Annotated in this window: 20 protein-coding genes; 13 read left to right on the top strand and 7 right to left on the bottom strand. The window is 68.1% G+C overall.

The features are described 5' to 3' along the window. Positions 1 to 2: 2 nt before the first annotated feature. Together D893_RS10125 and D893_RS10120 are read right to left on the bottom strand one after the other, a co-directional pair. Positions 3 to 2,765 carry a cation-transporting P-type ATPase gene (locus D893_RS10125; RefSeq protein WP_110619720.1) on the bottom strand — a complete coding sequence of 921 codons (2,763 nt, stop codon included), beginning with the start codon at positions 2,763 to 2,765 and terminating at the stop codon, positions 3 to 5. 154 nt (positions 2,766 to 2,919) lie between these two features. Next, a complete protein-coding gene (locus tag D893_RS10120) occupies positions 2,920 to 3,456 on the bottom strand; it encodes an outer membrane beta-barrel protein (protein WP_019589264.1) in 537 nt (178 codons plus the stop codon). Between the two features lie 337 nt (positions 3,457 to 3,793). Here D893_RS10120 and D893_RS10115 point away from each other — a divergent pair, with 337 nt between their 5' ends. Then, a complete protein-coding gene (locus tag D893_RS10115; RefSeq protein WP_018946465.1) occupies positions 3,794 to 4,123 on the top strand; it encodes a high-potential iron-sulfur protein in 330 nt (109 codons plus the stop codon). Between the two features lie 27 nt (positions 4,124 to 4,150). Here the strand turns inward: D893_RS10115 and D893_RS10110 are convergent, their stop codons facing one another. Then, the gene (locus D893_RS10110) at positions 4,151 to 4,933 is read right to left on the bottom strand and encodes a hypothetical protein (protein WP_024328532.1); all 783 of its coding nucleotides are present in this window, start codon (positions 4,931 to 4,933) and stop codon (positions 4,151 to 4,153) included. An 82-nt stretch (positions 4,934 to 5,015) separates the two neighbouring features. Between D893_RS10110 and D893_RS10105 the strand changes: the two genes are divergently transcribed. From D893_RS10105 to D893_RS10095, 3 genes are read left to right on the top strand one after another with little or no spacing between them, the layout of a single operon-like run. Beyond that, a complete protein-coding gene (locus D893_RS10105; protein ID WP_018946467.1) occupies positions 5,016 to 5,603 on the top strand; it encodes a TetR/AcrR family transcriptional regulator in 588 nt (195 codons plus the stop codon). Beyond that, positions 5,600 to 6,166: a carboxymuconolactone decarboxylase family protein gene (locus D893_RS10100; protein ID WP_018946468.1), complete on the top strand. Its 567-nt coding sequence runs from the start codon at positions 5,600 to 5,602 to the stop codon at positions 6,164 to 6,166. Before D893_RS10105 ends, D893_RS10100 begins: the two co-directional genes overlap by 4 nt. Before the next feature lie 17 nt (positions 6,167 to 6,183). After that, complete coding sequence (locus D893_RS10095; protein ID WP_038036002.1) at positions 6,184 to 7,290, top strand: DUF3524 domain-containing protein; 1,107 nt, start codon at positions 6,184 to 6,186, stop codon at positions 7,288 to 7,290. Here the strand turns inward: D893_RS10095 and mltF are convergent. After that, positions 7,262 to 8,707 carry a membrane-bound lytic murein transglycosylase MltF gene (gene mltF / locus D893_RS10090; RefSeq protein ID WP_018946470.1) on the bottom strand — a complete coding sequence of 482 codons (1,446 nt, stop codon included), beginning with the start codon at positions 8,705 to 8,707 and terminating at the stop codon, positions 7,262 to 7,264. The two genes, D893_RS10095 and mltF, sit on opposite strands and share 29 nt — an antisense overlap. A 177-nt stretch (positions 8,708 to 8,884) precedes the next feature. Between mltF and D893_RS10085 the strand changes: the two genes are divergently transcribed. Together D893_RS10085 and D893_RS10075 are read left to right on the top strand one after the other, a co-directional pair. After that, on the top strand, positions 8,885 to 9,088 hold the full coding sequence (locus D893_RS10085; protein ID WP_018946471.1) for a DUF3185 family protein: 204 nt from the start codon (positions 8,885 to 8,887) through the stop codon (positions 9,086 to 9,088). 375 nt (positions 9,089 to 9,463) lie between these two features. Beyond that, positions 9,464 to 10,765 (top strand): outer membrane protein transport protein, encoded by a 1,302-nt coding sequence (locus D893_RS10075; RefSeq protein ID WP_018946472.1) that lies wholly within the window; start codon positions 9,464 to 9,466, stop codon positions 10,763 to 10,765. Here D893_RS10075 and D893_RS10070 read toward each other — a convergent pair. Next, complete coding sequence (locus D893_RS10070) at positions 10,759 to 11,760, bottom strand: matrixin family metalloprotease (protein WP_110619719.1); 1,002 nt, start codon at positions 11,758 to 11,760, stop codon at positions 10,759 to 10,761. The two genes, D893_RS10075 and D893_RS10070, sit on opposite strands and share 7 nt — an antisense overlap. Before the next feature lie 98 nt (positions 11,761 to 11,858). On the opposite strand from D893_RS10070, the gene D893_RS10065 reads away from it, so the two are divergent. Next, positions 11,859 to 12,281 (top strand): DUF3617 family protein, encoded by a 423-nt coding sequence (locus D893_RS10065; protein ID WP_018946474.1) that lies wholly within the window; start codon positions 11,859 to 11,861, stop codon positions 12,279 to 12,281. 66 nt (positions 12,282 to 12,347) lie between these two features. On the opposite strand, the gene D893_RS10060 is transcribed toward D893_RS10065, so the two are convergent. Continuing rightward, positions 12,348 to 12,569, bottom strand: coding sequence for a hypothetical protein (locus tag D893_RS10060; RefSeq protein WP_018870091.1), 222 nt, complete (start codon positions 12,567 to 12,569; stop codon positions 12,348 to 12,350). Between the two features lie 108 nt (positions 12,570 to 12,677). Then, positions 12,678 to 15,221 (bottom strand): ATP-dependent helicase HrpB, encoded by a 2,544-nt coding sequence (hrpB, locus tag D893_RS10055; protein WP_110619718.1) that lies wholly within the window; start codon positions 15,219 to 15,221, stop codon positions 12,678 to 12,680. 247 nt (positions 15,222 to 15,468) lie between these two features. Between hrpB and D893_RS10050 the strand changes: the two genes are divergently transcribed. The 6 genes from D893_RS10050 to D893_RS10025 form a co-directional block, all read left to right on the top strand. Continuing rightward, positions 15,469 to 15,870: a LysR family transcriptional regulator gene (locus D893_RS10050; RefSeq protein WP_110619717.1), complete on the top strand. Its 402-nt coding sequence runs from the start codon at positions 15,469 to 15,471 to the stop codon at positions 15,868 to 15,870. A 225-nt stretch (positions 15,871 to 16,095) separates the two neighbouring features. Beyond that, positions 16,096 to 18,402, top strand: a complete 2,307-nt coding sequence (locus D893_RS10045; RefSeq protein ID WP_110619716.1) for a pyridoxal-dependent decarboxylase — start codon at positions 16,096 to 16,098, stop codon at positions 18,400 to 18,402. Next, entirely contained in the window at positions 18,399 to 21,986 is a 3,588-nt protein-coding gene (locus D893_RS10040) for a response regulator (protein WP_110619715.1), read from the top strand. The genes D893_RS10045 and D893_RS10040 overlap by 4 nt, the downstream gene beginning before the upstream one ends. Positions 21,987 to 21,996: 10 nt before the next feature. Further along, positions 21,997 to 22,917, top strand: a complete 921-nt coding sequence (locus D893_RS10035; protein ID WP_110619714.1) for a diguanylate cyclase — start codon at positions 21,997 to 21,999, stop codon at positions 22,915 to 22,917. A 92-nt stretch (positions 22,918 to 23,009) separates the two neighbouring features. Next, on the top strand, positions 23,010 to 23,366 hold the full coding sequence (locus D893_RS10030) for a hypothetical protein (RefSeq protein WP_110619713.1): 357 nt from the start codon (positions 23,010 to 23,012) through the stop codon (positions 23,364 to 23,366). Between the two features lie 12 nt (positions 23,367 to 23,378). Continuing rightward, a partial coding sequence (locus tag D893_RS10025) for a helix-turn-helix domain-containing protein (protein ID WP_246863901.1) occupies positions 23,379 to 23,569 on the top strand: 191 nt, incomplete at its 3' end.

The following is a 23,569-nucleotide window of genomic DNA, read 5'->3' as shown; positions in this document are numbered from 1 at the left end:
GGTCAGTTCCCGGCCCAGCCCATGCGCCGGAACACCAGCTTCTCGCCCTCCACGATCAGGAACACCGCCAGCCCGAACAGCAGGATGCGCGCCCAGTCCCCGGCATCGATCGCAGTGGTGCCGAACAGGGTGTGCATCACCGGCACGTAGGTGAACGCCAGCTGCAGCACGACCAGCACCCCGATGGCGATCCACATCGCCCGCGAGCGGAACAGCTCGCCACCCGCCAGCACCGGCTGATGGATCAGGCGCAGGTTCAGCAGGTAGAAGGCCTGACCGGCCACCAGGGTGTTGATGGCCACGGTGCGGGCGAGGTCATCGGCCACCCCCAGCACCTCCTCCATGTACACGAAGTGGCCGAAGGTCCCGAGCCACAGCAGGATCGCCACGAACGGGATGCGCCACAGCAGAAACCCCGACAGCAGCGGGGTGTCCGGCGCACGCGGCGGACGGCCCATCACCCCCGGCTCGGTGCGCTCGAAGGCCAGCGCCATCGCCAGGGTCACCGAGGTCACCATGTTGACCCACAGCACCTGCACCGGGGTCAGCGGCAGGGCCAGGCCCATCAGGATCGCCATCATGATGGTCAGTGACTGCCCGGCATTGGTGGGCAGCATGTGCAGGATGGCCTTGCGGATATTGTCGTAGACCGTACGGCCCTCTTCCACCGCATGCGCGATGGAGGCGAAGTTATCGTCCGCCAGCACCATCTCGGAGGCCTCCTTGGCCGCCTCGGTCCCCTTGCGCCCCATGGCCACGCCAACATCCGCGCGCTTGAGCGCGGGGGCGTCGTTCACCCCGTCCCCGGTCATGGACACGATACGGCCGTTGCCCTGCAGCGCCCTGACCAGCCGCAGCTTGTGCTCCGGCGTGGTGCGTGCGAACACATCGGTATCCTCCACCGCGCGCGCCAGTTCGGCGTCATCCATGGCTTCCAGCTGCTGGCCGGTCAGCGTGCCGCCCTCGCCGCGCAGGCCCAGCTGCTCGCCGATCGCCCGCGCGGTGGCCGCGTGGTCGCCGGTGATCATCTTGACCCGGATCCCGGCCCGCTGGCACTCGGCTACCGCGGCGATCGCCTCGTCGCGGGGCGGATCGATGATCCCCACCAGCGCCAGCAGGATGAATCCACCCTGCTCCACGTCACCATAGGTCAGCTCGCGCTGCTCGGCGGTGGTCTCGCGCCGGGCGATGGCCAGCAGGCGCTGACCGCGTGCCGCGATCGCGTCCATCGCCGCATGCCATTCATCCGCCCGCAGCGGCTCGCGACCGTCGGCGGTGGCCTGGTGCTCGCACAGCTCCAGCACCCGTTCCGGGGCCCCTTTCAGATAGATGCGCCCGTGGCCGTCGTGGTCGTGATGCAGGGTCGCCATGTAACGGTGATCCGATTCGAACGGGATCACGTCGGTTCGCGGCAGGCACTCGTGCTCGTGGCGTGTGCTCAGGCCGGCCTTGAACGCCGCTGTCACCAGCGCCCCCTCGGTGGGGTCGCCCTGCATCACCCACTGGCCGTCCTTTTCGAAAACCTCTGCGTCGTTGCACAGCAATCCCGCACGCAGGACCTCTTCCAGACACGGGGCATCGGCCGGCTCCACCTCCACCCCGTCACGCGTGAAATCGCCGTGCGGCGCATAACCGACCCCGCTGACCCCGTATTCGCCAGCACCGGTCATCAGCGCCTGCACGGTCATCTCGTTGCGGGTCAGGGTCCCGGTCTTGTCGGAACAGATCGCCGACACCGAACCCAGCGTCTCCACCGCCGGCAGCTTGCGGATGATCGCGTTGCGCCGGGCCATCTTCTGCACCCCGATGGCCAGGGCGATGGTCAGGATCGCCGGCAGGCCCTCGGGGATGGTGGACACCGCCAGGCTGGCGGCCGCCAGGAACATCTCGTCCAGCGGGTAATCGCGCACCCAGAAGCCGAAGGCAAAGGTCGCCGCCGAGATGACGATGATGACGCCGGCCAGCCAGCGGCCGAACTGCGCCACCTGGCGCACCAGCGGGGTCTCGAGGCTCTCCACCTCGCCCAGCATGGTGGAGATGCGCCCGATCTCGGTATCGCCGCCGGTGGCCACCACCACCCCGGTACCCCGGCCGAAGGACACCAGCGTGCCGGAGAACGCCATGCCGCGCCGATCGCCCAGATCGGCGCCTTCGTCGACCGCGGCCGTATCCTTCTCGACCGCCACCGACTCCCCGGTCAGCACCGCTTCCTCGACCTGCAGGTTGCGGGCTTCGAACAGCCGCACGTCGGCCGGCACGCGATCCCCGGCCTGGAGATAGACGATATCCCCCGGCACCAGGGTATCCGCGGGAACCTCCCGGCGTTCGCCATCGCGCAAGGCCACCGCCTGCGGCGAGAGCATTCTGCGGATCGCGTCCAGCGCCTTTTCCGCCTTGCCCTCCTGGACGAAGCCGATCAGCGTGTTGATCAGCACCACCGCCAGGATCACCCCGGTGTCCACCCAGTGGCCCAGCAGGGCGGTCCCGATGGCCGCCAGCACCAGGATGTAGATCAGAATGTTGTGGAAATGACGCAGGAAACGCCGCAGCACCCCGGCCTTTTCCGGCGGCTTGAGCGCGTTGGGGCCGAAACGCTCCAGCCGTTCACGGGCCTCGTCGCCGTTCAGCCCCTCGCGTGCGGCGTCGTGGCGCCGCAGGGCCTCGTCGGCTTCCAGTGCATGCCACGGAGTATTGGCACCGGTATCGTCCCCCGAGCCGCCGGGCGTGTCAGGGGTGTCAGGGGCATCGGGACGGGATTCATCCATGGGCGGGCTTCATCCGGGTGGTTGGTGCGTCATGGTTCAATCCTGTCGGAGTTCGGCGCCGGCCACAAGCCCGCCGATTCCGTGACAGAACGCACAAAAAAGGCCGCCCCGGTCGCCCGGGACGGCCCTTTTTCTCAGTGAAGGCCCTGCCGGTTCAGAAATTGAAACCGACCTTGGCCATCACGCGCATGTTGTCCATGTCCTCGCGCGAGCCGGCGAAGCGATCGCTCTCGGTGATCTGGTAGCGCGCTTCCATGCCGACGAACAGGGTGTCGTCCACGTCGTACTGCACCGAGCCGCCGAACTGCCCGGCCCACAGACCGTTGCGGTCACCGTCCAGCTTGGTGTTCACATAGCCCAGCCCGGGCCCGAAGCCCATGGTCACGCTGTCGGCAACTTCAAACTCCCAGTGGGTGTTCAGTTCGGTGCTGGTCATCCGCAGCGGGCCGTCGTCGAACTCGGTCACGCTCAGACGATGGCGCAGCACGCCGTTGTCCGGCTGGAACAGCAGGCAGTCGGCGCCGATTTCCAGACCATAGGCCGGGTCATCTCGCAGATCGGAGTCGGTGGTCCAGAGGCCACCCCCCATCACCGCAAAGCTCGGGTTGAGCCCCATCCCGTCGGCGCTGGCGGTGCCGACCGCCAGGAGCGGAGCGGCGGCCATTGCGAACATCATCCTGCGTACCTGCATGTCGAACTCCCGGAAAAGCTTGTGTTTCACGGTAGTTTAACGCTGACACCCGATCCGTAAAACTGCCCGGGGCAGGTGCTGGTGCCCCGCAAGCCTGCCGGAGGCGGTACCGATCGACCGCACCGGCGGGAGCGGAAGGAATTTCCCGCGACCCCATGTCATCTACTCAGGCTGAGGCCCATGTGCAGACCGGAGCCCCGCGACACGGATCCCGGATCTGGCCGGGAACCCTCATCGTCTGTAACACTCGAAAGCAGCGTCCGGAATACACAGTAAAGAACACCGGACGTTGTCAGCGAAGAACATTCACAAGCCTACGCAAGTACGGAGGTTTTCCATGTCCGACAAGCACAACGCCAATCGCCGTGCCTTCCTGCGCCGCGCATCCGCCGCGGTGGCCGCCATTCCGGTGGTGAGCCTGATGGGCACGCAGTCCGTCCACGCCGCGGACGAGAAGGCCGAAGACGGTCACGCCCACGACTACGTCAACGACGCGGCCGATGCCGCGGATCACCCGCAGTTCCAGGAAGGCGCGCGCTGCGACAACTGCGCCTTCTGGAACGCCAACGCGGATGCCCCGGACGGCTGGGGCGGCTGCTTCCACCAGGACTTCCAGAACGTCCTGGTCAACGAAGCCGGCTGGTGCGACGCGCACGTGATGAGCTGATTCACGGGCACGTCCCGACCCCGCCGGTCACGCATCGGCGGGGTCTTCCCTCACGATCTCCGCGTCCTCCGACGCTCCGCCGGCATCGCGATAAACCACCCGCCGGTCGGTGATCTCGAATTCCCCCTCGGCGTGCCGCACGTCGCCCGCCAGCATGCGTTCGTCCAGACGTTCGAACAGGCGCTGCAGCGCCAGCGCAATCGCCTCCCGGGCCCGCACGTCCAGACCGTATCCTTCCCAGTTCGCGCGCGCGCTCGCCAGACGCGCGTACCCGGCCTGCACGAAACCCGCAACCAGCAGTGCCCGCAGGGCCCCCTGCCCCGCCCACTGCGCCAGCCCGCGCAGATGTTCCGGATCGGGGCGCGTATCCGTGCCGGGCCGCAGGGCTTGCGGCAACAGGGCCGGCCAGTCGTCCGCGACCGGACGCCCGGGCAGCAGGTCCTCGTCGATCATCTGACGATAGTCCTCCACCGGATCCGAGCCCGTGCGCAGCGCCAGCTGCATCAGCGCCCCCGCCTCGTCGAGGTAACCGGACAGCGCGAAGCCGCACAGATGGTGATCCACGATGTCATGCACGAAGACCGAGGTGGGGATGCGTTCGCCGGTGAACGGCGTCGCGGCAATCACATCCTCGCCCAGTCCGGGAAGGGCCAGCTTCCAGCCGCGCGCGCCGAAGCCATCCTCCCATGTCCTGCGATACCGCACTGGCACATGCACCGGCGACGTGGCCGATCCACCGGAGGTACCCGGGGCCCCGTCATCCGAAACGCCGCCCTCAAGGCCTTTCGCTTCGTTCGTTGGATCTCCCATTGGATTCCCTCCCCTTGCGTTTACCGATCGGTCAACTAGACTGTAGATCATGACGACCGGAGACCAAAGCCGACAGGCCCTGATGGATGCCACCCGCGGTCTCGTGCTCACCCGCAGCTACGGTTCGGTGGGCATCGCCGGCATCTGCGAGCGCGCCGGCGTGCGGCGGGGCAGCCTGTATCACTTCTTCCCGGGCAAGGAGGATCTGGTCATCGCCACGCTGGAGGCGCTGTATACCGAGTTCACAGCGGAAGTCCTGGAGCCCGCCCTGCGCGGCCCCGGTGGACTGCGCGAGCGGGTCACCGCCTTCGTCGGCGCGATCCACGCATTCCAGGCCCGCATGCAGGCCGCGGAGGGCCGCCTGCCGGGCTGCCCGTTCGGCAGCCTGGCGGTGGAAACCGGCACGCAGAGCCCACGCCTGCGGGCAGCCATGCAGGGCCATCTGGACGCGATCCGCGCGCAATTCCGCGCGGCCCTCGACGCGGCCGTGGCGCACGGCGAACTGGACGCACGCACCGACACCGCCCGCCTCGCCGATCACTGGCTCGCGCTGATGGAGGGCATCCTGCTGATGGCACGGGCGGAACAGGACGCGGACACCATCCTGCGTCTGGCCCCGGCGCTGCAGGACCTGCTGCTCACCACCCATCCCGACGGAGACGCGCCATGACGACCGAATCCGATTTCCCCCTGCATGACCGCGCATCGGCCCCCGCGGCGGCCGCCAGTTTCGACCGCGCCGAGGCCACCTTCGGCATGGTCCCCAACCTGATCCGCAAGATGGCCACCGTCCCGGCCCTGGCCGCGGCCTATCTCGATCTCAACGAACTCCTGCAGCAGACCTCGCTGAGCGGCGAGGAACAGGCCGTGCTGCTGCTCACCGTCAGCCGTTTCCACGCCTGTGATTACTGCATGGCCGCCCACAGCATGACCGGCCGCATGGCCGGCGTCGCCGATTCGGTGGTGGACGCCCTGCGCGAGGACCGGCCGCTGGAGGACCCCGCGCTGGAGGCCCTGCGCGGGTTTGCCCGGGCCATGCTGGAACACCGCGGCTGGGTCGACGAGACGGCCAAGCAGGCCTTTCTGGAGGCCGGCCACACACCGCAGAAAATGCTGGAGGTCATCCTCGCCATCGGCCTCAAGACCCTGTCCAACTACACCAACCACATCGCCGCCACACCGGTGGACGAACCGATGCAGGGCGAACGCTGGACGGCCCCGGCCGGCGGCTGAGGCAGAGCGCAGTCCGAATGAACCGGGAAATGCGTCCACGCGTGCTGCTGCTGTCGGCCTATCGTGCCGACAGCCATGCCGCGTGGGCGGACGCCCTGGTGACCGCCTTTCCCGGGATCGACTGGCAGCGCTTCGAGCTGCCCGGGCGCCATTTCCGCTGGCGCATCCGCGGCAACCCGATCTCCTGGCTGGATGCGCTGGAAGGCGTGCGGGCCGACGCGATCGTTGCCACCTCGATGGTGGATCTGGCCACGCTGCGGGGCCTGCACCCGCCGCTGGCGGGCCTGCCCGCGCTGTACTACTTCCACGAAAACCAGTTCGCCTACCCGGTCGGCGAGCATCAGGTGCGCTCCATCGAGCCGCAGATAGTGCAGGTCTACGGCGCGCTGTCGGCCGGGCGCATCGCATTCAACTCCGCATTCAATCGCGACTCCTTCCTCGACGGCCTGCGAGCCCTGTTGCGGCGCATGCCCGACGCAGTCCCGCCCGGCGTCCCGGAGCGCCTGGCCGAGCGGGCGCGCGTACTCCCGGTCCCGGTCGCGCCGCCGCGGCGACCCGACGGGGGCACACCCGAACGTGACCCGGGGCTGATCCTGTGGAACCATCGCTGGGAATACGACAAGCGCCCGGAACTCTTCGCCGAGGCGCTGGAAAGACTGGCCGCGCGCGGGCGGGATTTTCGCCTGGCCCTGCTGGGTCCGCGCCCGGAACCGCCCCCCGACGCCCTGCAACGAATACGGCAGCGTTTCGGTGCATGCATCGTCGCCGACGGGCGCGTGCCACGGGAGGAATACGACGCCCTGCTGCGGCGCGCGGGCATCGTGGTCAGCAGCACCGCACACGAATTCCAGGGACTGTCGATGCTGGAGGCCAGCGCCGCCGGCGCCCGCCCGCTGGTCCCGGACGCCCTTTGCTACCCCGAACAGTACCCCTGCGAGTACCGCTATCCGACCGGCGACTCCGAGGCCCTGGCCGCGCGACTGGACGGCTGGCTCACCGACGGCCTGCCGCCACCGGTGGACGTCTCGGCGCTGGAAACCACCGCGCTGCTGCCGGCCTGGGCGCGGGCCCTGGAGGAGCTGACCGGGCGCGTGCTCAGTCCAGCGCCACCCGCGGCCCGGTGAGCGGCGCCGATTCGTCCTCGACGAACACCGGCCGGATCACGTCGCGGTAATTGCGGATGCGCTGGACGTAGTACACCGGCTGGTAGCCACGCGCATAGCCGTAACGCAGGTTGCTGTAGTAACGCTCCTCGGTCAGCAGCGGCAGCACCTCGCGCATGTCCGCCCAGCGGTCGGGATCGCGGCCCAGCTCGCGCGCCAGACGCCGCGCGTCCAGCAGATGCCCGCGGCCAATGTTGTAACTGGCCAGCGCGAGATAGGTGCGGTCCGGTTCCGGGATGTCCTCATCCAGGCGCTCGTGCATCTGACGCAGGTAACGCGCCCCGCCGCGAATGCTCTGCTCCGGATCCAGGCGATCCTCGATGCCCAGCTCCTGCGCGGTGCGCTGCGTGAGCATCATCAGGCCGCGCACCCCGGTGGGACTGCGGGCTTCCGGATCCCAGTGCGACTCCTGGTAGGCCAGCGCGGCCAGCAAGTCGGCGGGCAGTTCGTGCTCGTCCGCGGCCTCCTCGAACACCGGGCGGAAATCCGGCAGCCGCTGGTCGATGCGCCGGGTCAGCGCGCGCAGGTCGACGAAATCGAATTCGGGTACATAGGCGTAGTACAGCTCGTCCACCCGGGCGCGGGCCTGCGCCCCTTCGTCGGTGTCCATCCAGGCGCTCGCCTGTGCGGCCAGGCCCTCGAAATCGGGGTGCAGGTACCAGCCGATCGCGCGGACGTCACTCAGGTCGAAGGCCACTTCCAGATGCGGGAACATCCGCCGGTTGAGTTCGGCGATATGCGAATCCGCCACGGTGCAGTCCAGCCGGCCCTCTTCCACGGCCGCCAGCAGCCGCTCGGTACCCTCGGGTTCGGCACGGTAGGGCACGGGCTCCTCCAGCGCCTGCAGCGTTTCCACGTAGGCACTGCTGGCGCTCACCGCCAACTCCAGCCCGTCCAGGTCGGCGGCCGTCTGCGGCTGCGGGCGCTGGTCGCGATGACAGACGACCTGCTCGGTCACCTCGGTGTGCTGCGGCCCGCGGAGGAAATCAGCATCGCGCGACTCGAGGTGCGTGAGCCCGGCCGCGGCCATGTGGACCTCTCCCGAGGCGAGGGCCCGCAGCACGGCATCGACCGAATCCACCACCTGCCACTCGACGTCCCAGCCGCGGGCGTCGGCGAACGCCTCCACCAGATCGTGTTCGGGGCCCGCGGTCTCGGTATGGCGGTCGTAGAACCAGGCGGTGGGTGCGTTGCGGGTGACCACCACCAGTTCGCCCGCTTCCTCCGGATGCGCCAGCGCGGACGCCTCCACCCCGGGCACCTCGGACTGCCCTTCACCGGGGCTGCAGGCCATCAATATGGCCGCGCCGGCGGCCACCAGGCCCGACCGAAACCAGTGACGTGCGTGCTGCGAATGGTTGAGCAAGAACGATGACATGAGATCCCTCCCGATTGGCTGTCTCCTGACAACCCACTATCCTGAATGGTCATTACCACCTTCGAGCACTGAGACCCCGTTCACAACCAACCCCGGTGAGATCAGGGTTGGGATGCGAAATGGGGGAACGCAACGCATGATCCATGATGCAGGATCCGTCGTTCGCCCGGGAGCTTCATGGAATACGCCGCACTGCTGGACATCTTCGGCATCATCCTGCTGGTCGCCGGCGCCATCACTGCGCTGGTCGCCGTGCAGGATGCCTTCACCCGGCGCGAACGGGCACGCCCGGTGATCGGCCGCTTCACCGCCCGCACCCTGGGGCTGGCCGGTGGCGGCGCGGCGGCCGCCGGCATCGGGCTCGCCCTGCTGCTGATTTAAGGAAACACTGATCAATGTACACGCTCGCGTTGGCACCCCGGGTTTTCCGAGACAAGGCGCGGTACGCAGCCGGTAGTGGTTCTACCGGCAAGGGCCGCAACGCAGGATCGGGGAACCCGGGGTGCCAACCCCCACAAGTTATTGAATGCAGGGGCTCGACCGCTTTTGCGCGCGCACGGCGTTGCGGCTCCCTTGTGCAGAATGACTGCACGGCGGTCGCCGCGCCTTGTTCCCACGCAAAAGCGACTCGAGCGCGAGCGTGTACATTGATCAGTGTTTCCTTAAGCCGGCCCTTGTGTCCGGCCGGCGGGGTCGCTACCTTCGGCTGCCAGTCGGATCGCGAGAATCCGTGTCACGGGTGTGAAGGGGGGAACCATGCCTGTTCGAGCGCGCCATCTCGCGGCCGCGGCCATCGCCGCGCCGCTCGGTCTGGCCCCGGCCACCGTGCTGGCCGCCGGCTTCTACCTGCAGGAACAGGGGGTGACCGGCCTGGGCCGGGCCTATGCCGGCGAGGCCGCCATCGCCTCCGACGCCAGCACCATCTATTTCAACCCCGCCGGCATGACCCGCCTGGAAAGCGCCGAGGTGCAGGCCGGTGCGCATCTGCTGTTCCCGCGCTCCAGCACCCGCAACGACGGCTCGAGCTTCACGAATGCCAACGGCCAGACGCTCCCCGTGGAAGGCAGCGAGGGCGACAACCCCTACGACCCCACCCCGCTGCCCAATTTCTACTGGGCCGAGCCACAGTCGGATCGCGTATGGCTGGGCTTCGGCCTGGGCACCCATTTCGGACTGAAGGGCGAGTATGACGACGATTTCTTCGCCCGCTACGACTCGCTGGAGACCGACCTGCGGGTGCTCAATCTGCAGCCCAGCATCGCCGTGCAGGTCAGCGATCGGGTCTCCGTCGGCGGCGGCATCGACCTGCAGTACGCCGATGCCACGCTGCGTGCGGCCATCCCGGACCCGATTGGTCCGGACCCGGCACTCGACGGCGAATACCGCCTGGAAGGGGACAGCTGGGACGTGGGGTACAACCTCGGCGTGCTGATCGACCTCGCGGACACCACTCGCCTCGGGTTGCACTATCGCAGCGGGGTGACCCACACGCTCAAGGGCACGGCGCGCGTCGCCATGCCGGAGAACGGCCCGCCGCTGACCGGGCCGGTGGTGGCCACCGGCGAGGCCGACCTCAAGCTCCCGGACATCGCCAGCGCCGCGCTCAGCCATCGCTTCAACGAACGCTGGACCGGGCTGCTGCAGTACACCTGGTTCAACTGGTCGAATTTCGACGAGATCGCGGTGGAGTCCAACCACCCGCTGGCCGAACAGGAGCTGGAGCAGGACTATCGCAACAGCTACGCGCTGGCGATCGGGGCCGAATACGAGCTCAACCCGGCCTGGACCCTGCGCGGCGGCATCCAGTACGACCGCACCCCCACCCGCGACAGCCATCGCTCGACCCGAACCCCGGACGGCGACCGCACCTGGCTGTCGCTGGGGGCCTCCTGGCATCCGTCGGAACGACTGAGCGTCGACCTCGGTTACTCCTACGTCCACGTGTCGAGCGAGGACATCGAACTGACCCGCGAATTCGACACCGGCACGGTGGAATACAGCGGCAGCACCCGCGGGCGGGTGAACATCCTGTCGGCAGGGCTGCGCTACCGCTACTGACCCCGTGCGGGCCCGGTGGGCCCGGTGGACTCGGTGGTCACGTCGCAGGCCTGTTCCAGCGCACGCCGGTCGGCCTCCGCGAGCCGCTCGCGCCCCGCATTCTCGGCACCCAGACTGGCGTGCATCACCGCGGCCGGATCCGCGACGTGGCCGATGCCCAGCGCATGCCCCAGCTCGTGCGCCAGCACCAGCGTCAGCTGCTCGCGATCGGTAGCCTGATAGACGGTGATCGAACGCCCTTCGCCGGAGCGCTCGTACAATCCCACGTTGAATCCGCTCGCCTCGCGCGAGCGTTCGTTATGGCCGTCCGCACGTGCATTGTAGTCCGCGATCGCCGCGTCCAGCTCCGCTCGGCGGTCCTCCAGTTCATCACGGCGTTCGCCCAGCCGCTCGGCCCGGTGGTTCAGCTCGCGCCGCTGGCGCTCGATGGCCTCCGCTTCGCGCTCCAGCCGCGCACGACGCGCCTCGGTGCGGCGCCCTTCTCCGGCATTCCATGAGGCCACGTCGCGCTGGTGGGCCGCCTGACGTTCCGCCAGCTCCTGTCGGTTTTCGTCATGGCGCCGGATATCCGCCTCCAGCGCGGAACGTGCGTGATCCAGACGCTCGCGCCGGCGCTCGATCTCCGCATACAGCTCCTCCAGGCCCGTCCGGGCCTGATCCCGCCGCAGGGCCGCAGCCTGACGCTCGTCGAACACCAGCCGCACCGCAACCCCCTTACCCTCTTCCTCACGGAACAGCTCCGCGTCAGTGGTCTCCTCCCACATCCCCCGGGCATCGCGCAGGGCCGCGCGCACCTCGCGCTCCGACAGTCCGAACTCGGCGTCGACCCGGTCGAGGTGAAAGCTCACCGGCAGCCGGCATCCCGGAGCGACCGGATGCTCCGCGAGGGTGGTGACCGGATTCCCCGGTTGCTCCGCCCCCTCCTCCACCAGTTCGCGCCACCCCCCGATCGCGACCAGCACCACGACCAGAGGCAACCACCAGCGTCCCGTCATTGCGTACTCCTCTTCCCCTGCAAATGCAGAGTTGCCACACCTCCGGCCCCCATGCAAGATGGATCGGGAAAGCCCTTTTCCGCATCCGGAGAACCGTCATGCTGCGATTCCTGATCCCGCTGGCCCTGCTGGCCCTGCCCGTGGCCGCCCAGGCCGAGACCCCCAACATCGAACCCGGCGAATGGGAGTACACCCATACGACCACCATCGAAGGCATGCCCCAGATGCAGGACCAGGTCGAAGTCACCCGCGAATGCGTGACGCAGGAAGACATCGAAAAGGGCGAGGACGTCATCGAGGTTCCGGAAGAATGCACCCTGGATCACGTGGACGTCCGCTCCGACGGCGCCGACTTCGCCATGACCTGCACCGATCCGCAGGGCGGCCGCGCCACCATGGAAGGCGAGATGCGCTTCATGGGGACGCGTTCCGAAGGCACCATGACCACCGACGTCGACAGCCCCATGGGCCCGATGACGATCATCATGGAGATCGAGGGCGAGCGCATCGGGGACTGCTGACCCGCGGCTCGACCCGCGGGGCCTCTCCTCGGCGAGGCCCCGCACACCGCTTGCGGGACGAACGGACTACAGCAGTCCCAGATGTTCCGTCAGCAGGTACCAGACGACATACCCCCCGTACAGGATCAGGAAGATCACGCTGAGGATGGTGATCGGCCGATAACCCTTGATCCGCACCTCGTAGGAGATGTCCTCGCCGCGTGCCCGGCGCCGGCGCACCTCCAGCCAGCGCGACACCCGCCACCAGATGAACAGCAGGATCAGGATCGCGGTCAGGAACTTCAGCATCGGGGGAATCTTCTCGCAGTGGTGCTGAACGCGACACTACCCGAGAACGCCGCGCGCCGCATCGTGGACCCGAGCCGGAGCCGGACTCCGGGGGAGCGGTCCCCGCGATCACCGCCGCTTCGCATGCCGGGTCGCCGGCGCGTTCCACGGATCCTCCGGCCACGGATGCTTCGGATAGCGCCCCTTCAGCTCGCGGCGCACCTCCGGGTAGCCGTTCGCCCAGAAGCTTTTCAGATCCTGAGTGACCTGTACCGGGCGCCCGGCCGGTGACAGCAGATGCAGCATCACCGCCACCCGGCCGCCGGCGACCGTCGGGGTGTCGGTCAGACCGAACAGCTCCTGCAGCTTGACCGCCAGCACCGGCGGGTCGCAGGTGTAGTCGACCCGGTGCGCGGAACCGGACGGCACCTCGATGCGCGCCGGCGCCTCGCGCTCCAGTTGCTTCTGCTGCGCCCAGTCCAGGCGTGCGCGCAGGATCGCCGCCAGATCGAGGCGTTCCAGATCGCGCCGCCGCGTGATCCCGGCGAGATACGGGCCCAGCCACTGCTCCAGGTCCGCCAGCAGCGCGGCATCGTCCATATTCGGAAAGCCCGCCTCCGGCATCGCCTCGTGCAGCAGGCGGATGCGCGCGCGGAGCTGGCTCGCCGCCGCGTCCCACGGCAGCCGCTCCAGCCCCTCGCGACGCAGCCGCGCGCACCACGGGGCAACGGTGTCGGCGGGATCCTCCAGCGCGATCATCTGCCGTTCGATCACCAGCGTCCCGACCCGGCGGATGCGCGCATTCTCCAGGCGCGCACCGTCCTCCACCCAGTCGCAGCGGGTCTCGCGGTGGAACAGCTCCGGCGCCTCGCGTTCCAGCTCCGCCGGATCCAGCGCCACCGCGCAGCGGATGCGGGCCTCGCGTTCGGCATCGCTGCAGTCCACCGCCACCAGGAATTCCGCATGCGCCAGGCGTTCGCGCTCCGGCAGCACCGCGCCGCGGCCGTTGCCCATCACGAAACGCCCGGCCGCGCCGCCACGGCGCCGGGCGATGCGCTCCGGCCAGGCCAGCGCGGCCAGCACGCCCGGGGCGGCGGACTCGTCCATTGCCTCGTTCGCCGCCGCTTCGCCGACTCCGGCCGCGCCCGCGCCCCGTTCCAGTCCCTGTTCCAGACGCCGCAGGGATCGCTGCCAGGTCCGTCCGCCCGCGCGCCGCGCCCGCTCCAGCCGCAACTCCAGATCCAGCGGGGCCTGCGGCCCGACCAGCCCGGGTTCTTCCACCAGTACCGCCAGTTCGCAGGCCAGCCGCGACCACCCACGTTCCTGCGCACGCAGCAGCATGTGCGCCAGCCGCGGATGGGTCGGCAGGCGCAGCAGCGCGCGTCCGTGATCGGTGATGCGCCCCGCTGCGTCCACCGCACCCAGTTCCGCGAGCAGCGCCTGCGCCGAGGCCAGTCCCTGCGCCGGGGGCGGTTCCAGCCAGTCCAGCCCGGCCACCGGCTCGCCCCAGCCCGCCAGCTCCAGCGCCAGCGGCAGAAGGTCCACCTGGCGCAGTCCCGGGGTTGCGTAATCCGGCCGGGCGACCTCGTCCGCCCGCGCCCACAGCCGGATCGCGACGCCGGGTTCGGTGCGTCCGGCACGCCCGGCACGCTGTTCGGCCGCAGCCTTCGAGGCCACCACCGTCACCAGGCGCGAAAGCCCGGTGGCCGGGTCGAAACGCGGCTCGCGGGCCAGCCCCGCATCCACCACCACCCGCACGCCTTCGATGGTCAGGCTGGTCTCGGCGATGTCGGTGGCCAGCACCACCTTGCGTTCGCCCGCCGGGGCCGGCTGCACCGCGCGCGCCTGCTCCTCCGCGGCCAGACGGCCGAACAGCGGCACGACCCGCACACGACCGGCCGGCGTGTCCAGTGCGGCGTCCCCGCCCGTTTCCAGGCGTGCCGCCACCTCGCGGATCTCGCGCTCCCCGGGCAGAAAGACCAGCAGGGACCCGCTCTCGGCCGCCAGCGCCTCGCGCACCGCCCCGGCCACCGCATCCGCCAGCGACGCGTCCGGCGCCGGCGGCGCATGCCGCACGTCCACCGGAAACTGCCGGCCGCGCGCCCGCAGCACCGGCACGGGTTCGGCCCCGCCCTCTGAGCCGCCGTCTGGCCCGCCCCCGGCCAGCAGGCGCGCCACCGCATCGTCATCCAGCGTGGCCGACATCACCACGATGCGCAGCTCCGGGCGCAGCAGCCGGCGCACCTGCAGCGCGAAGGCCAGCGCCAGTTCCGCCTCCGGCCGACGCAGATGGAATTCGTCGAAGACCAGGGTATCGACGCCCTCGAGCAGCGGGTCGGCCTGGATGCGGCGCAGGAAGATCCCGTCGGTGACCAGCTCCACCCGGGTCTGCGCCGACACCTGCTGCGCGTCGCGCACCCGATAACCCACCGTCTGACCCACGGCGTCGCCGCACTGCCCGGCCATGAACGTGGCCGCCATGCGCGCGGCCAGGCGCCGCGGCTGCAGCACCACCACGCGCCCGGGCGACTCCCCGGAGGCCAGATGCAGCGGCACGCGCGTCGTCTTGCCCGCCCCGGGCTCGGCCACCAGTACCGCCGCCCCGTGCGAGGACAGCGCCGCATCCAGCGGCCCCAGCAGATCCTCCAGCGCCGCCGCTTCTTCACGGGCCATCGTCGCGCTCATCGCGAACGGGGCAACCGCCACCGGACGTCGAGGTCGGCGCGGCCGACGCGAAACGGGACCGATCTGGAAAGCTTGCTCACCATGTCCTCAGTCTCGCAGATACCGCCGCACCGCGCCGCCCGCCCGGTGCATCCCGGAACCATGCCGGGCCCACCCCGGGCCCGTACCCGCCACACGCCTCGCAATCCGCGGCCTTTCACGGCACCATCCCCGCAGATTTCGACCATGGCCAGCCATGAGCAGCGACCCCGACAACCCCGACAGCGCCCCCAACAGCCAGAACCGGCATGACCCGACACCCCGCCTGCGGATCCTGCTGGGCGAGGTGACGGCCCTGGGACCGGGCAAGGCACGCCTGCTGGAGGCGATCCGGAGCGCGGGTTCGATCTCCGCTGCGGCGCGTGACATGGGCATGTCCTATCGCCGGGCCTGGAACCTGGTGGAGACCATGAACCGCAGCTTCCGCGAACCGCTGGTGGACACCGCCCGCGGCGGCACCCGGGGCGGCGGCGCGCGGGTCACGCCGCTGGGCGAGGACGTCCTCGCCCGCTACCGCCGCATGGAGGAGCGCGCCGCCGAGGCCATCCGCGACGAGCTCGACGCCATGCGCCCGCTGCTGCGCGACGACAACGAATAGCCTTCGCCCACCGACATGCTGCCAGCATAACGAATGTGGCAACAGCCATGTTTGCCACTGGTATGCCAGAAACGAACCTCGCTGATCACCATTCCCCGCACAAACCCTCACTCAATCTGTTTCTTTTCTTTCGGTTCGGTGATATTTTTCAACCCGAAACCTTGAAGGGTTATGTCCGCGGCCACACCGGGCCCGTAACGCCCGATCGTACCGGAGGATTCGCTGATGAACTGGCGCCGTTTCGCACACCCGGATCTGGTGGACAACCGCAGCGACCAGTCGTGGCCCATACCCGACATCACGGCCGGCTCTCCCGGCCGGACGGCGGCCTGGTTCCTCGGCCCCAACGCCGAGAATGCCGAGCTGCTCGAACGGCTGATCCAGCGGGCGCTGGACAGTGCGTTCGATTTCCGCCGTGATTTCTCCGATCGCTTCGGTGATCCGCCGGTCATCACCGAAGCGATCCGGCATGAACCCGCGTATCGAGAGGCCGTGACAGCGCTCGAGGAGGCTTTCGAGGAGCTGGTGCAGTTCCTGGAACGTTACTCCACCCCGTACGCGAGCCTCCGCTACCAGCGCCACATGCTGTGGGACAACACCCTGCCCGCGCTGGCCGGCTATTTTGCCGCCATGCTGCACAACCCCAACAACGTCACCATTCAGGCTTCCACGGCCACCACGCCGCTGGCCATACTGCTGGGCTGGGACCTGTGCCGCATGGTGGGTTACCCGGAACGCGAGTACGGCGATCCATGGGCTCACATCACCGCGGACGGCTCTATCGCCAATATCGAGTCCACCTGGGCTGTCCGTGAGCAAAGCTACCTGCCCTTTGCCCTGGCCTTGCTGCTGGACCACGCCGCCGAGTCTGACCCTCCTCATGCCCTCTATCCCGTGCGCGACTTCGAGGTCACCATGCTCGACGGTGAAACACGGCCGCTACGGAAGATCCCTTCCTGGCCGCTGTTCAATCTGCCGATGGACACCACCCTGGACCTGCCCCGCCAGATCGCCGAGCAGGCCGGACTGGATTCGGCATTCCAGGTGTGGAGTCTTGCCATGCCATATACCCTGAACACCCTGGGACCGCACGGCATGTGGGAAGAGATTCGCAAGCGGGACGACCAACTGAACGCGCCACCGCTTTCACGGGCCGCCGGACCGCCGGTACTCTTCACGCCTTCCACCCGCCACTACAGCTGGCCGAAGGCCGCGGCCGTCACGGGCTTCGGCATGCAGGCTCTGCATTTCATCCGGGTCGACGCCCGTGCCCGCCAGCCCGTGGCAGGGCAGGATGGACTTGCAGCCGCCCTGGCCAAGTGCCGCGCCAACCGCCAACCCGTGGCGATGGTGGTGACAGTGCTGGGCAGCACCGAGGAGAGCGCGGTGGATCCTCTGGAGACTATTCTCGAGGAGCGTGAATCCTGCCGACGCCAGGGCATGGACTTCAACGTGCACGCCGATGCCGCCTGGGGTGGCTACGTGGTTTCCGCCCTTCGCCGGGACTATCGATTCGTCGGCTCCGCACGCGATGCGGAACGCGACCCCGACCTGCCGATCCCCACCGATCCAGAGCCCTATATCGACGACGTCTCCGACGTGCCGATCAGCGACTACGTGGTGGCGCAATACCGTAAGCTTCGGGAAGCCGACTCGATCACGGTCGATCCGCACAAGATGGGTTACGTTCAGTACCCGGCCGGCGCCCTGATCTACCGCAACGGCGAGCTGCGCCGCCTCACCACCTTCACGGGGAGCTATATCGGGGGTACCGGCTCGGTCAAGCCCGGCGAGCCCACGGTTGGCATTTTCGGACTGGAAGGCTCCAAACCTGGTGCCGCCTCGACGGCCGTCTACCTGAGTCACCGCGTCATCCGTCCCACCGTGTCCGGTTACGGCCGCATCGTCCGTCGCTCCATGGCCAATGCCAAACGCCTGTTCCTCAAACTCATGGCCCTTAACGTCGACAATCAGGTCTATGAATGCATACCGCTTACCCCGCTGCCGGACGAACAGGAAGGTCTCGACCGTTCGAGAGACTACTACCGCTGCCAGGAGCTGGCCGGACGTTCCCCGGAAGAACTCCTGAACGGGCCGGACGCCGACTACTTTCGCAATATCGGGCCCGACCTGAATATCGTCGACTATGTCTTCAACCCGCTCCGGGCGGACGGTCATCCCAACAGTGACCCCGAGCGCTTCACGAAGCTCAACGCCGGGGTCTATGACGCCTTCCACGTCGCCTTCAATCCACCGGAACCGATCCGGGACGACGGCCCGCCCCTGATGATCACCCGCACCGAGTTCGCGCGAAAAGATTACGGCGACACGTTCATGGATACCTTCGCCCATCGAATTGGTCTCGACGGCCAGCCGGAAACCCTCGACTGCCTGCGCTCGACGGTGATGGACCCCTACGTGACCACTACGGCGGAAGGCGACTTCCTGGACACCGTGGTTGCCGAACTGGATCGCAAGGTACGCGAACTCTGCTCCCGGGGTGGACCGGAAACGGGTGAGCGAAAGCCATGAACCAGGCCCGCGCAACCCCCCTGGAGACGCTGTTCGCCGCACACCCGGACGGCATGCTCCTGGTGAATACCGATGGCCGCATCCTGGAGGCCAACCACGCCGCCGCGCGCATGCTGGGGCACGACGACCCGGCCGAAATCACCGGTCAGAGCCCGGCGGCGTTCTCGCCGCCGCATCAGCCCGACGGACGCGATTCGCTGAACGCGGCGGGACACATGGTCCGGACGGCACTCGAACAGGGCTGGCACCGGTTCGAGTGGCTGCACCGCACCGCCAGCGGCGAGGACATCCCGGTGGAGGTGCTGCTGACCCGCCTGGACGATCGGGGCGACGAACCACTGGTACACGCCCAGTGGCGGGACATCTCCGCCTGGAAGCACATGGAGGCCAACCAGCGCTACCAGGCCGCTTTTCAGGAGAGCGAGGCGCGGCACACACTGGAGCGCATGATCGAAAACTTGCCGGTGCCCATGAGCGTCACCGAGGGCCCCGATCAGCACCTGGTCATGCGTAACCGCAAGTGGCACGAGCGCATCGGCTACGCCACCGGCGAGGTGGACTGTATCGCCGACTGGTTGCCGCTGGCCTACCCCGATCCCGAGTACCGGGCCTACGTAATCCACGAATGGAACCAGCGTCTGGAGCGCGCCAGCGCGGAAGGCACGGAAATCGAACCGCTCGAGGCCTGGGTGCACTGCCGCGACGGCGCCACCCGCGCGTTCCAGTTCCACGCCACGCCCCTGGGCGACCAGACCCTCATGGTGTTGGTGGAGGTCACCGAGCTACGCCGGACAGAACTGGCGCGCCGCAACCAGGAGCGCCTGCAGGCCATGGTGGCCGACGTGTCCGCGGAGCTGGTCAACCTCCCTGAAGAGGGGGTGGACGCCGCCATCGACCGCGCCCTGGAGCGTACCGGGGCGTTCCTGGGCGCCGACCGCAGCTATATCTTCCGCTTTGACGAGTCGTTCGCCACGATGACCAACACCCACGAATGGTGCAACGAAGGCGTGGCTCCCCAGCTCGAGCGTGTGCAATCGACCCCCGTGGACATCCACGCCTGGGCAACAAGCAAAATCCTGAAGGGGCGGACCATCCACCTTCCGGATATCGCCGAACTTCCCGACGACCTGCCGGAAAAGCGCGAGTTCGAGCACCAGAACATTCAGTCCTTGCTGAACCTGCCCCTGATCAGTGACCAGCGGATCTACGGTTTTCTGGGCTACGACATGGTGGCTCAAAGACACGAATGGTCCGAAGAGCAGATCGGCGCGCTGAAGCTGGTCGCCGAGATCATCGCCGGCACGTTCGCCCGCCGCCGCGCCGTAGAGGGCCTCCGGCAGGCGAAACAGGAGGCGGAGGAAGCCACCCGCTCCAAGAGCGAGTTCCTGGCCAACATGAGCCACGAGATCCGCACGCCGATGAACGCGGTCATCGGCATGGGGCACCTGCTGGCACGCACCGAGCTGGGGGAACAGCAGCGGGAATATCTGGAACGCCAGCAGACGGCCGCCAACGGGCTGCTCGGACTGATCGACGACATCCTCGATTTCTCGAAGATCGAGGCCAACCGCCTGCAGCTGGAGCAGGTCCCGTTCGACCTCGACACCGTCTTCAACAACCTGTCAGCCGTGGTCGGCTCGCGCGCCGAGGAGAAGGGTCTGGAGTTCCTGATCGCCTTTTCCCGGAGCGTTCCTCGTGCACTCAAGGGCGACCCCCTGCGCCTCGGGCAGATCCTTAACAATCTGGCCGGCAACGCGGTCAAGTTCACCGAAAAGGGAGAAGTGGTGGTGGAGGCTGCCCTGGTCGAGGACCACGGGGACGAGGTGGAACTGCGCTTTTCCGTGCGCGACACCGGTATCGGCCTGACCCCGGAACAGCAACAACGGCTGTTCCAGTCGTTCAGCCAGGCGGATGCATCCACCACCCGCCGGTTCGGCGGCACCGGCCTCGGCCTGGCCATTTCGCGCCACCTGGTGGAGATGATGGGCGGGAGCATCGGGGTGCAGAGCGAGCCCGGGCAAGGCACGGAATTCCATTTCACCGTGCGCCTGGCCCGCAGCGCCGAAAACACCCTGCAATCTGTCAACCCGTATGCCCTGAATCAGCGGCGGGTGCTGGTGGTGGACGACAACCCCTCCGCCCGCGAGGTGCTGCGCGCGATGCTCGGCGACTTCGGCGCCGAGGTCACCGAGGTGGCCGGCGGCCGGGAAGCCCTCGCGGAAATCGATCGCGCGGCGCGCGAGGACGAGTCACCCTACGACATCGTGCTGCTGGACTGGCGCATGCCGGAGATGGACGGCGTCCAGGTGGCACACCGCCTGCGCCAGGACCACGAACTGCCGCCCCCCCCAACGGTGATCATGGTGACCGCCTACGGTCGCGAAGAGCTGCTCACCCACATCGACCGCGACGAGCTCGACGCACTGCTGCTCAAACCCTTCACCCCCTCCCGGCTGCACGACACCCTGCTGGAGACCCTGAGCACCGGTCCCGCAGACGCGCCGGTTCCCCGAAGACACACGCCGGCACCGACCGATGCCTCGCTGGTCGGCCACGTACTGCTGGTCGAGGACAACCCCATCAACCAGCAGGTAGCCCGCGAACTGCTGCAGGGTACCGGCGTCACGGTGGAAGTCGCCAACAACGGGCAGGAGGCGCTGGATCGACTCGAATCGGGCACCTTCGACCTCGTGCTGATGGACGTACAGATGCCCGTCATGGATGGCTACGACGCCACCCACAATCTGCGCCGCCGGCCCGGTCTGGAGTCGCTGCCGGTGATCGCCATGACTGCGCACGCCATGTCCGGTGATCGCGAACGCTGCCTCGACGCCGGCATGAACGACTACCTTTCCAAACCGGTGCAGCCGGATACCCTGCACACCATGCTGGCGCGCTGGCTACCCGCGGCGGAGGAAACAGCAGCCGCCGCGAATCCCGCGCAAGACACCGGAGACTCGGCAACAACCGGGGAAGACACCAGCGCTGCACTGCCCGCGCACCTGCCCGGGGTAGACGTCGACACCGGGCTGCAACGCCTGGGCGGCAATACCGGCCTCTACCGACGTCTGCTGCTGGAATTCCTGCACGACAACCGGGAGGCCGACCACCGCCTGCGGGAGATGCTGGAATCGGGGGATCTTACCGGTGCGGAACGGCTCACCCATCTGATCAAGGGCACCGCCGCCAACCTGGTGCTACCCGAGCTTGCCAGGACCGCCGGCGCGCTGAACGCCGCGCTGCGCGAGGGCACCCCCGACACCACCACCGTGGATGCGTTCGCAGACGCGCTCCGGCAGGTACTCGATGCCCTCACGACCCTGGAAGGGCCGCCCGAAGGCACGCCGCCCGACTCGGCACCGGACACCAACGCCGATCCCGACCAGGCCCGGGCCCTTCTCCGGACCCTGCGCACGCGGCTCGGTGAATTCGATCCCGAGGCCGCCGATCTGCTGCCCGCCCTGCGCAAAGCCCTGGCCGCGGAACAGCATCCGCAGCTCGACGAACTCGGGGAACACCTGGACACCTTCGAGTTCGAACAGGCGCTCGAATGCCTCGACCGGATCCTTGCCGATGACACCTGAGAACAGCCCCATGGCCACCGACGAACCGCCGCGCATCCTGGTGGTCGACGACGAACGCATCAACGTGCAGATGCTCCACGAGATGCTGCGCGACGAATACCGGGTCAGCGTCGCCCTCGACGGTGAACAGGCACTCCAGCGCGCTCGAACCGTGCAGCCCTCCCTGATCCTCCTGGACGTCCAGATGGAAGGCATGGATGGTTACGAAGTCTGCCGGCGGCTGCAGGCGGACGAAGCCACACGCGGCATCCCGGTAATCTTCGTCACCGCCATGGACAGCGAGGAAGACGAACGTCGGGGCCTCGACCTGGGCGCCATGGATTACATCACCAAGCCGTTCCGGCCCTCCATCGTCCAGGCACGCATCCGCAACCACCTGGAACTCAAGCGCCAGCGCGACCTGCTCAACCGCCTCTCCAGCATCGACGGCCTCACCGGCCTGGCCAACCGACGTCACTTCGAACACACCCTGGAACGCGAATGGAAGAATGCCGCCCGCAGCGAAACGTCGCTGGGACTCCTGCTGCTCGATATCGATCACTTCAAACACTACAATGATCACTATGGCCACCAGGCCGGCGACGAAACCCTGATCGCCGTCGCTGGCACGGTCGCGGATTCGACCCGGCGCCCCACCGACCTGGCCGCCCGTTACGGCGGCGAGGAATTCGTCTGCGTCCTGCCAAACACCGATCTGGACGGGGCCCGCACCACGGGCGAGACGATTCGCGCGGCGGTACACGAACTCGCCATCCCCAGCGAGGCCGCCCCCGCAGGTCGGGTTACGGTGAGCGTGGGCGCCACCGCCCTGCAGCCCGGCCCGGAAGAAACCGGCGCCGCGATGCTGGTGCACACGGCCGACCAGCTGCTCTACCGTGCCAAGGAAGCCGGCCGCGACCGGGTAGTAGCCGAGGCGCTCACAACGCCATAACCCCCCACGGCAGCATTCCCATCCAGGCGTTCGCCCGCCATCGCCCTGCCTGAAGTCACGGAACAAACCCTACAGCGGCGAGGAGTCAGGTCATGCTGGATTGGTTCAGGACAAAATTGCCGACCGGCGCTCACCACCAATCGCCGGCCGTGATCCGCCAGGTGCTGATCACCAACCTGACTGCCACAATGTCACTCGTTCTGACAACGTTGTACCTGCTGTTTTACCTCACGCACGATGCCGTCTATTTCCTTCCGCTGATTCTGGCGAATCTCTTCTTCGCCGGGGGGTACCCGGTAGCAATCCTGCTGAATCGTGCAGGGCGATTCGATGCCGCCCGCAACCTGGCCATGGGAACGGTCGTCGCTCACTTGTTTGTAGTTGTCAGGTCTCGCCTGATTGCATACCGCGAGAGAAGGCACCCCTGTTTCATGCCCGGGAGTGGATGAGTATTGTGCCCGATGAGCGAACGGGAGGCTGACCGCATGGCGAGTACCATCCATTCCAACGCCCGCACCACACCCCGGATCCGGCAGGAACTGCAGGAGGCGCCGGCCGGCGTCAGCGACCCGGAACTGGCCCGGCGCTACGGCATCAGTCGCATGACGGTGCGCAAGTGGCGCCGCCGGCGCACCGAGGTGGAAGACCGGAC

This window comes from Thioalkalivibrio sp. ALE21 (assembly GCF_003208255.1).
In the GTDB taxonomy this organism is placed as follows: domain Bacteria; phylum Pseudomonadota; class Gammaproteobacteria; order Ectothiorhodospirales; family Ectothiorhodospiraceae; genus Thioalkalivibrio; species Thioalkalivibrio halophilus.
Note: the sequence above shows the minus strand (reverse complement) of the source record. Positions and strands in the feature narration are given on the sequence as shown.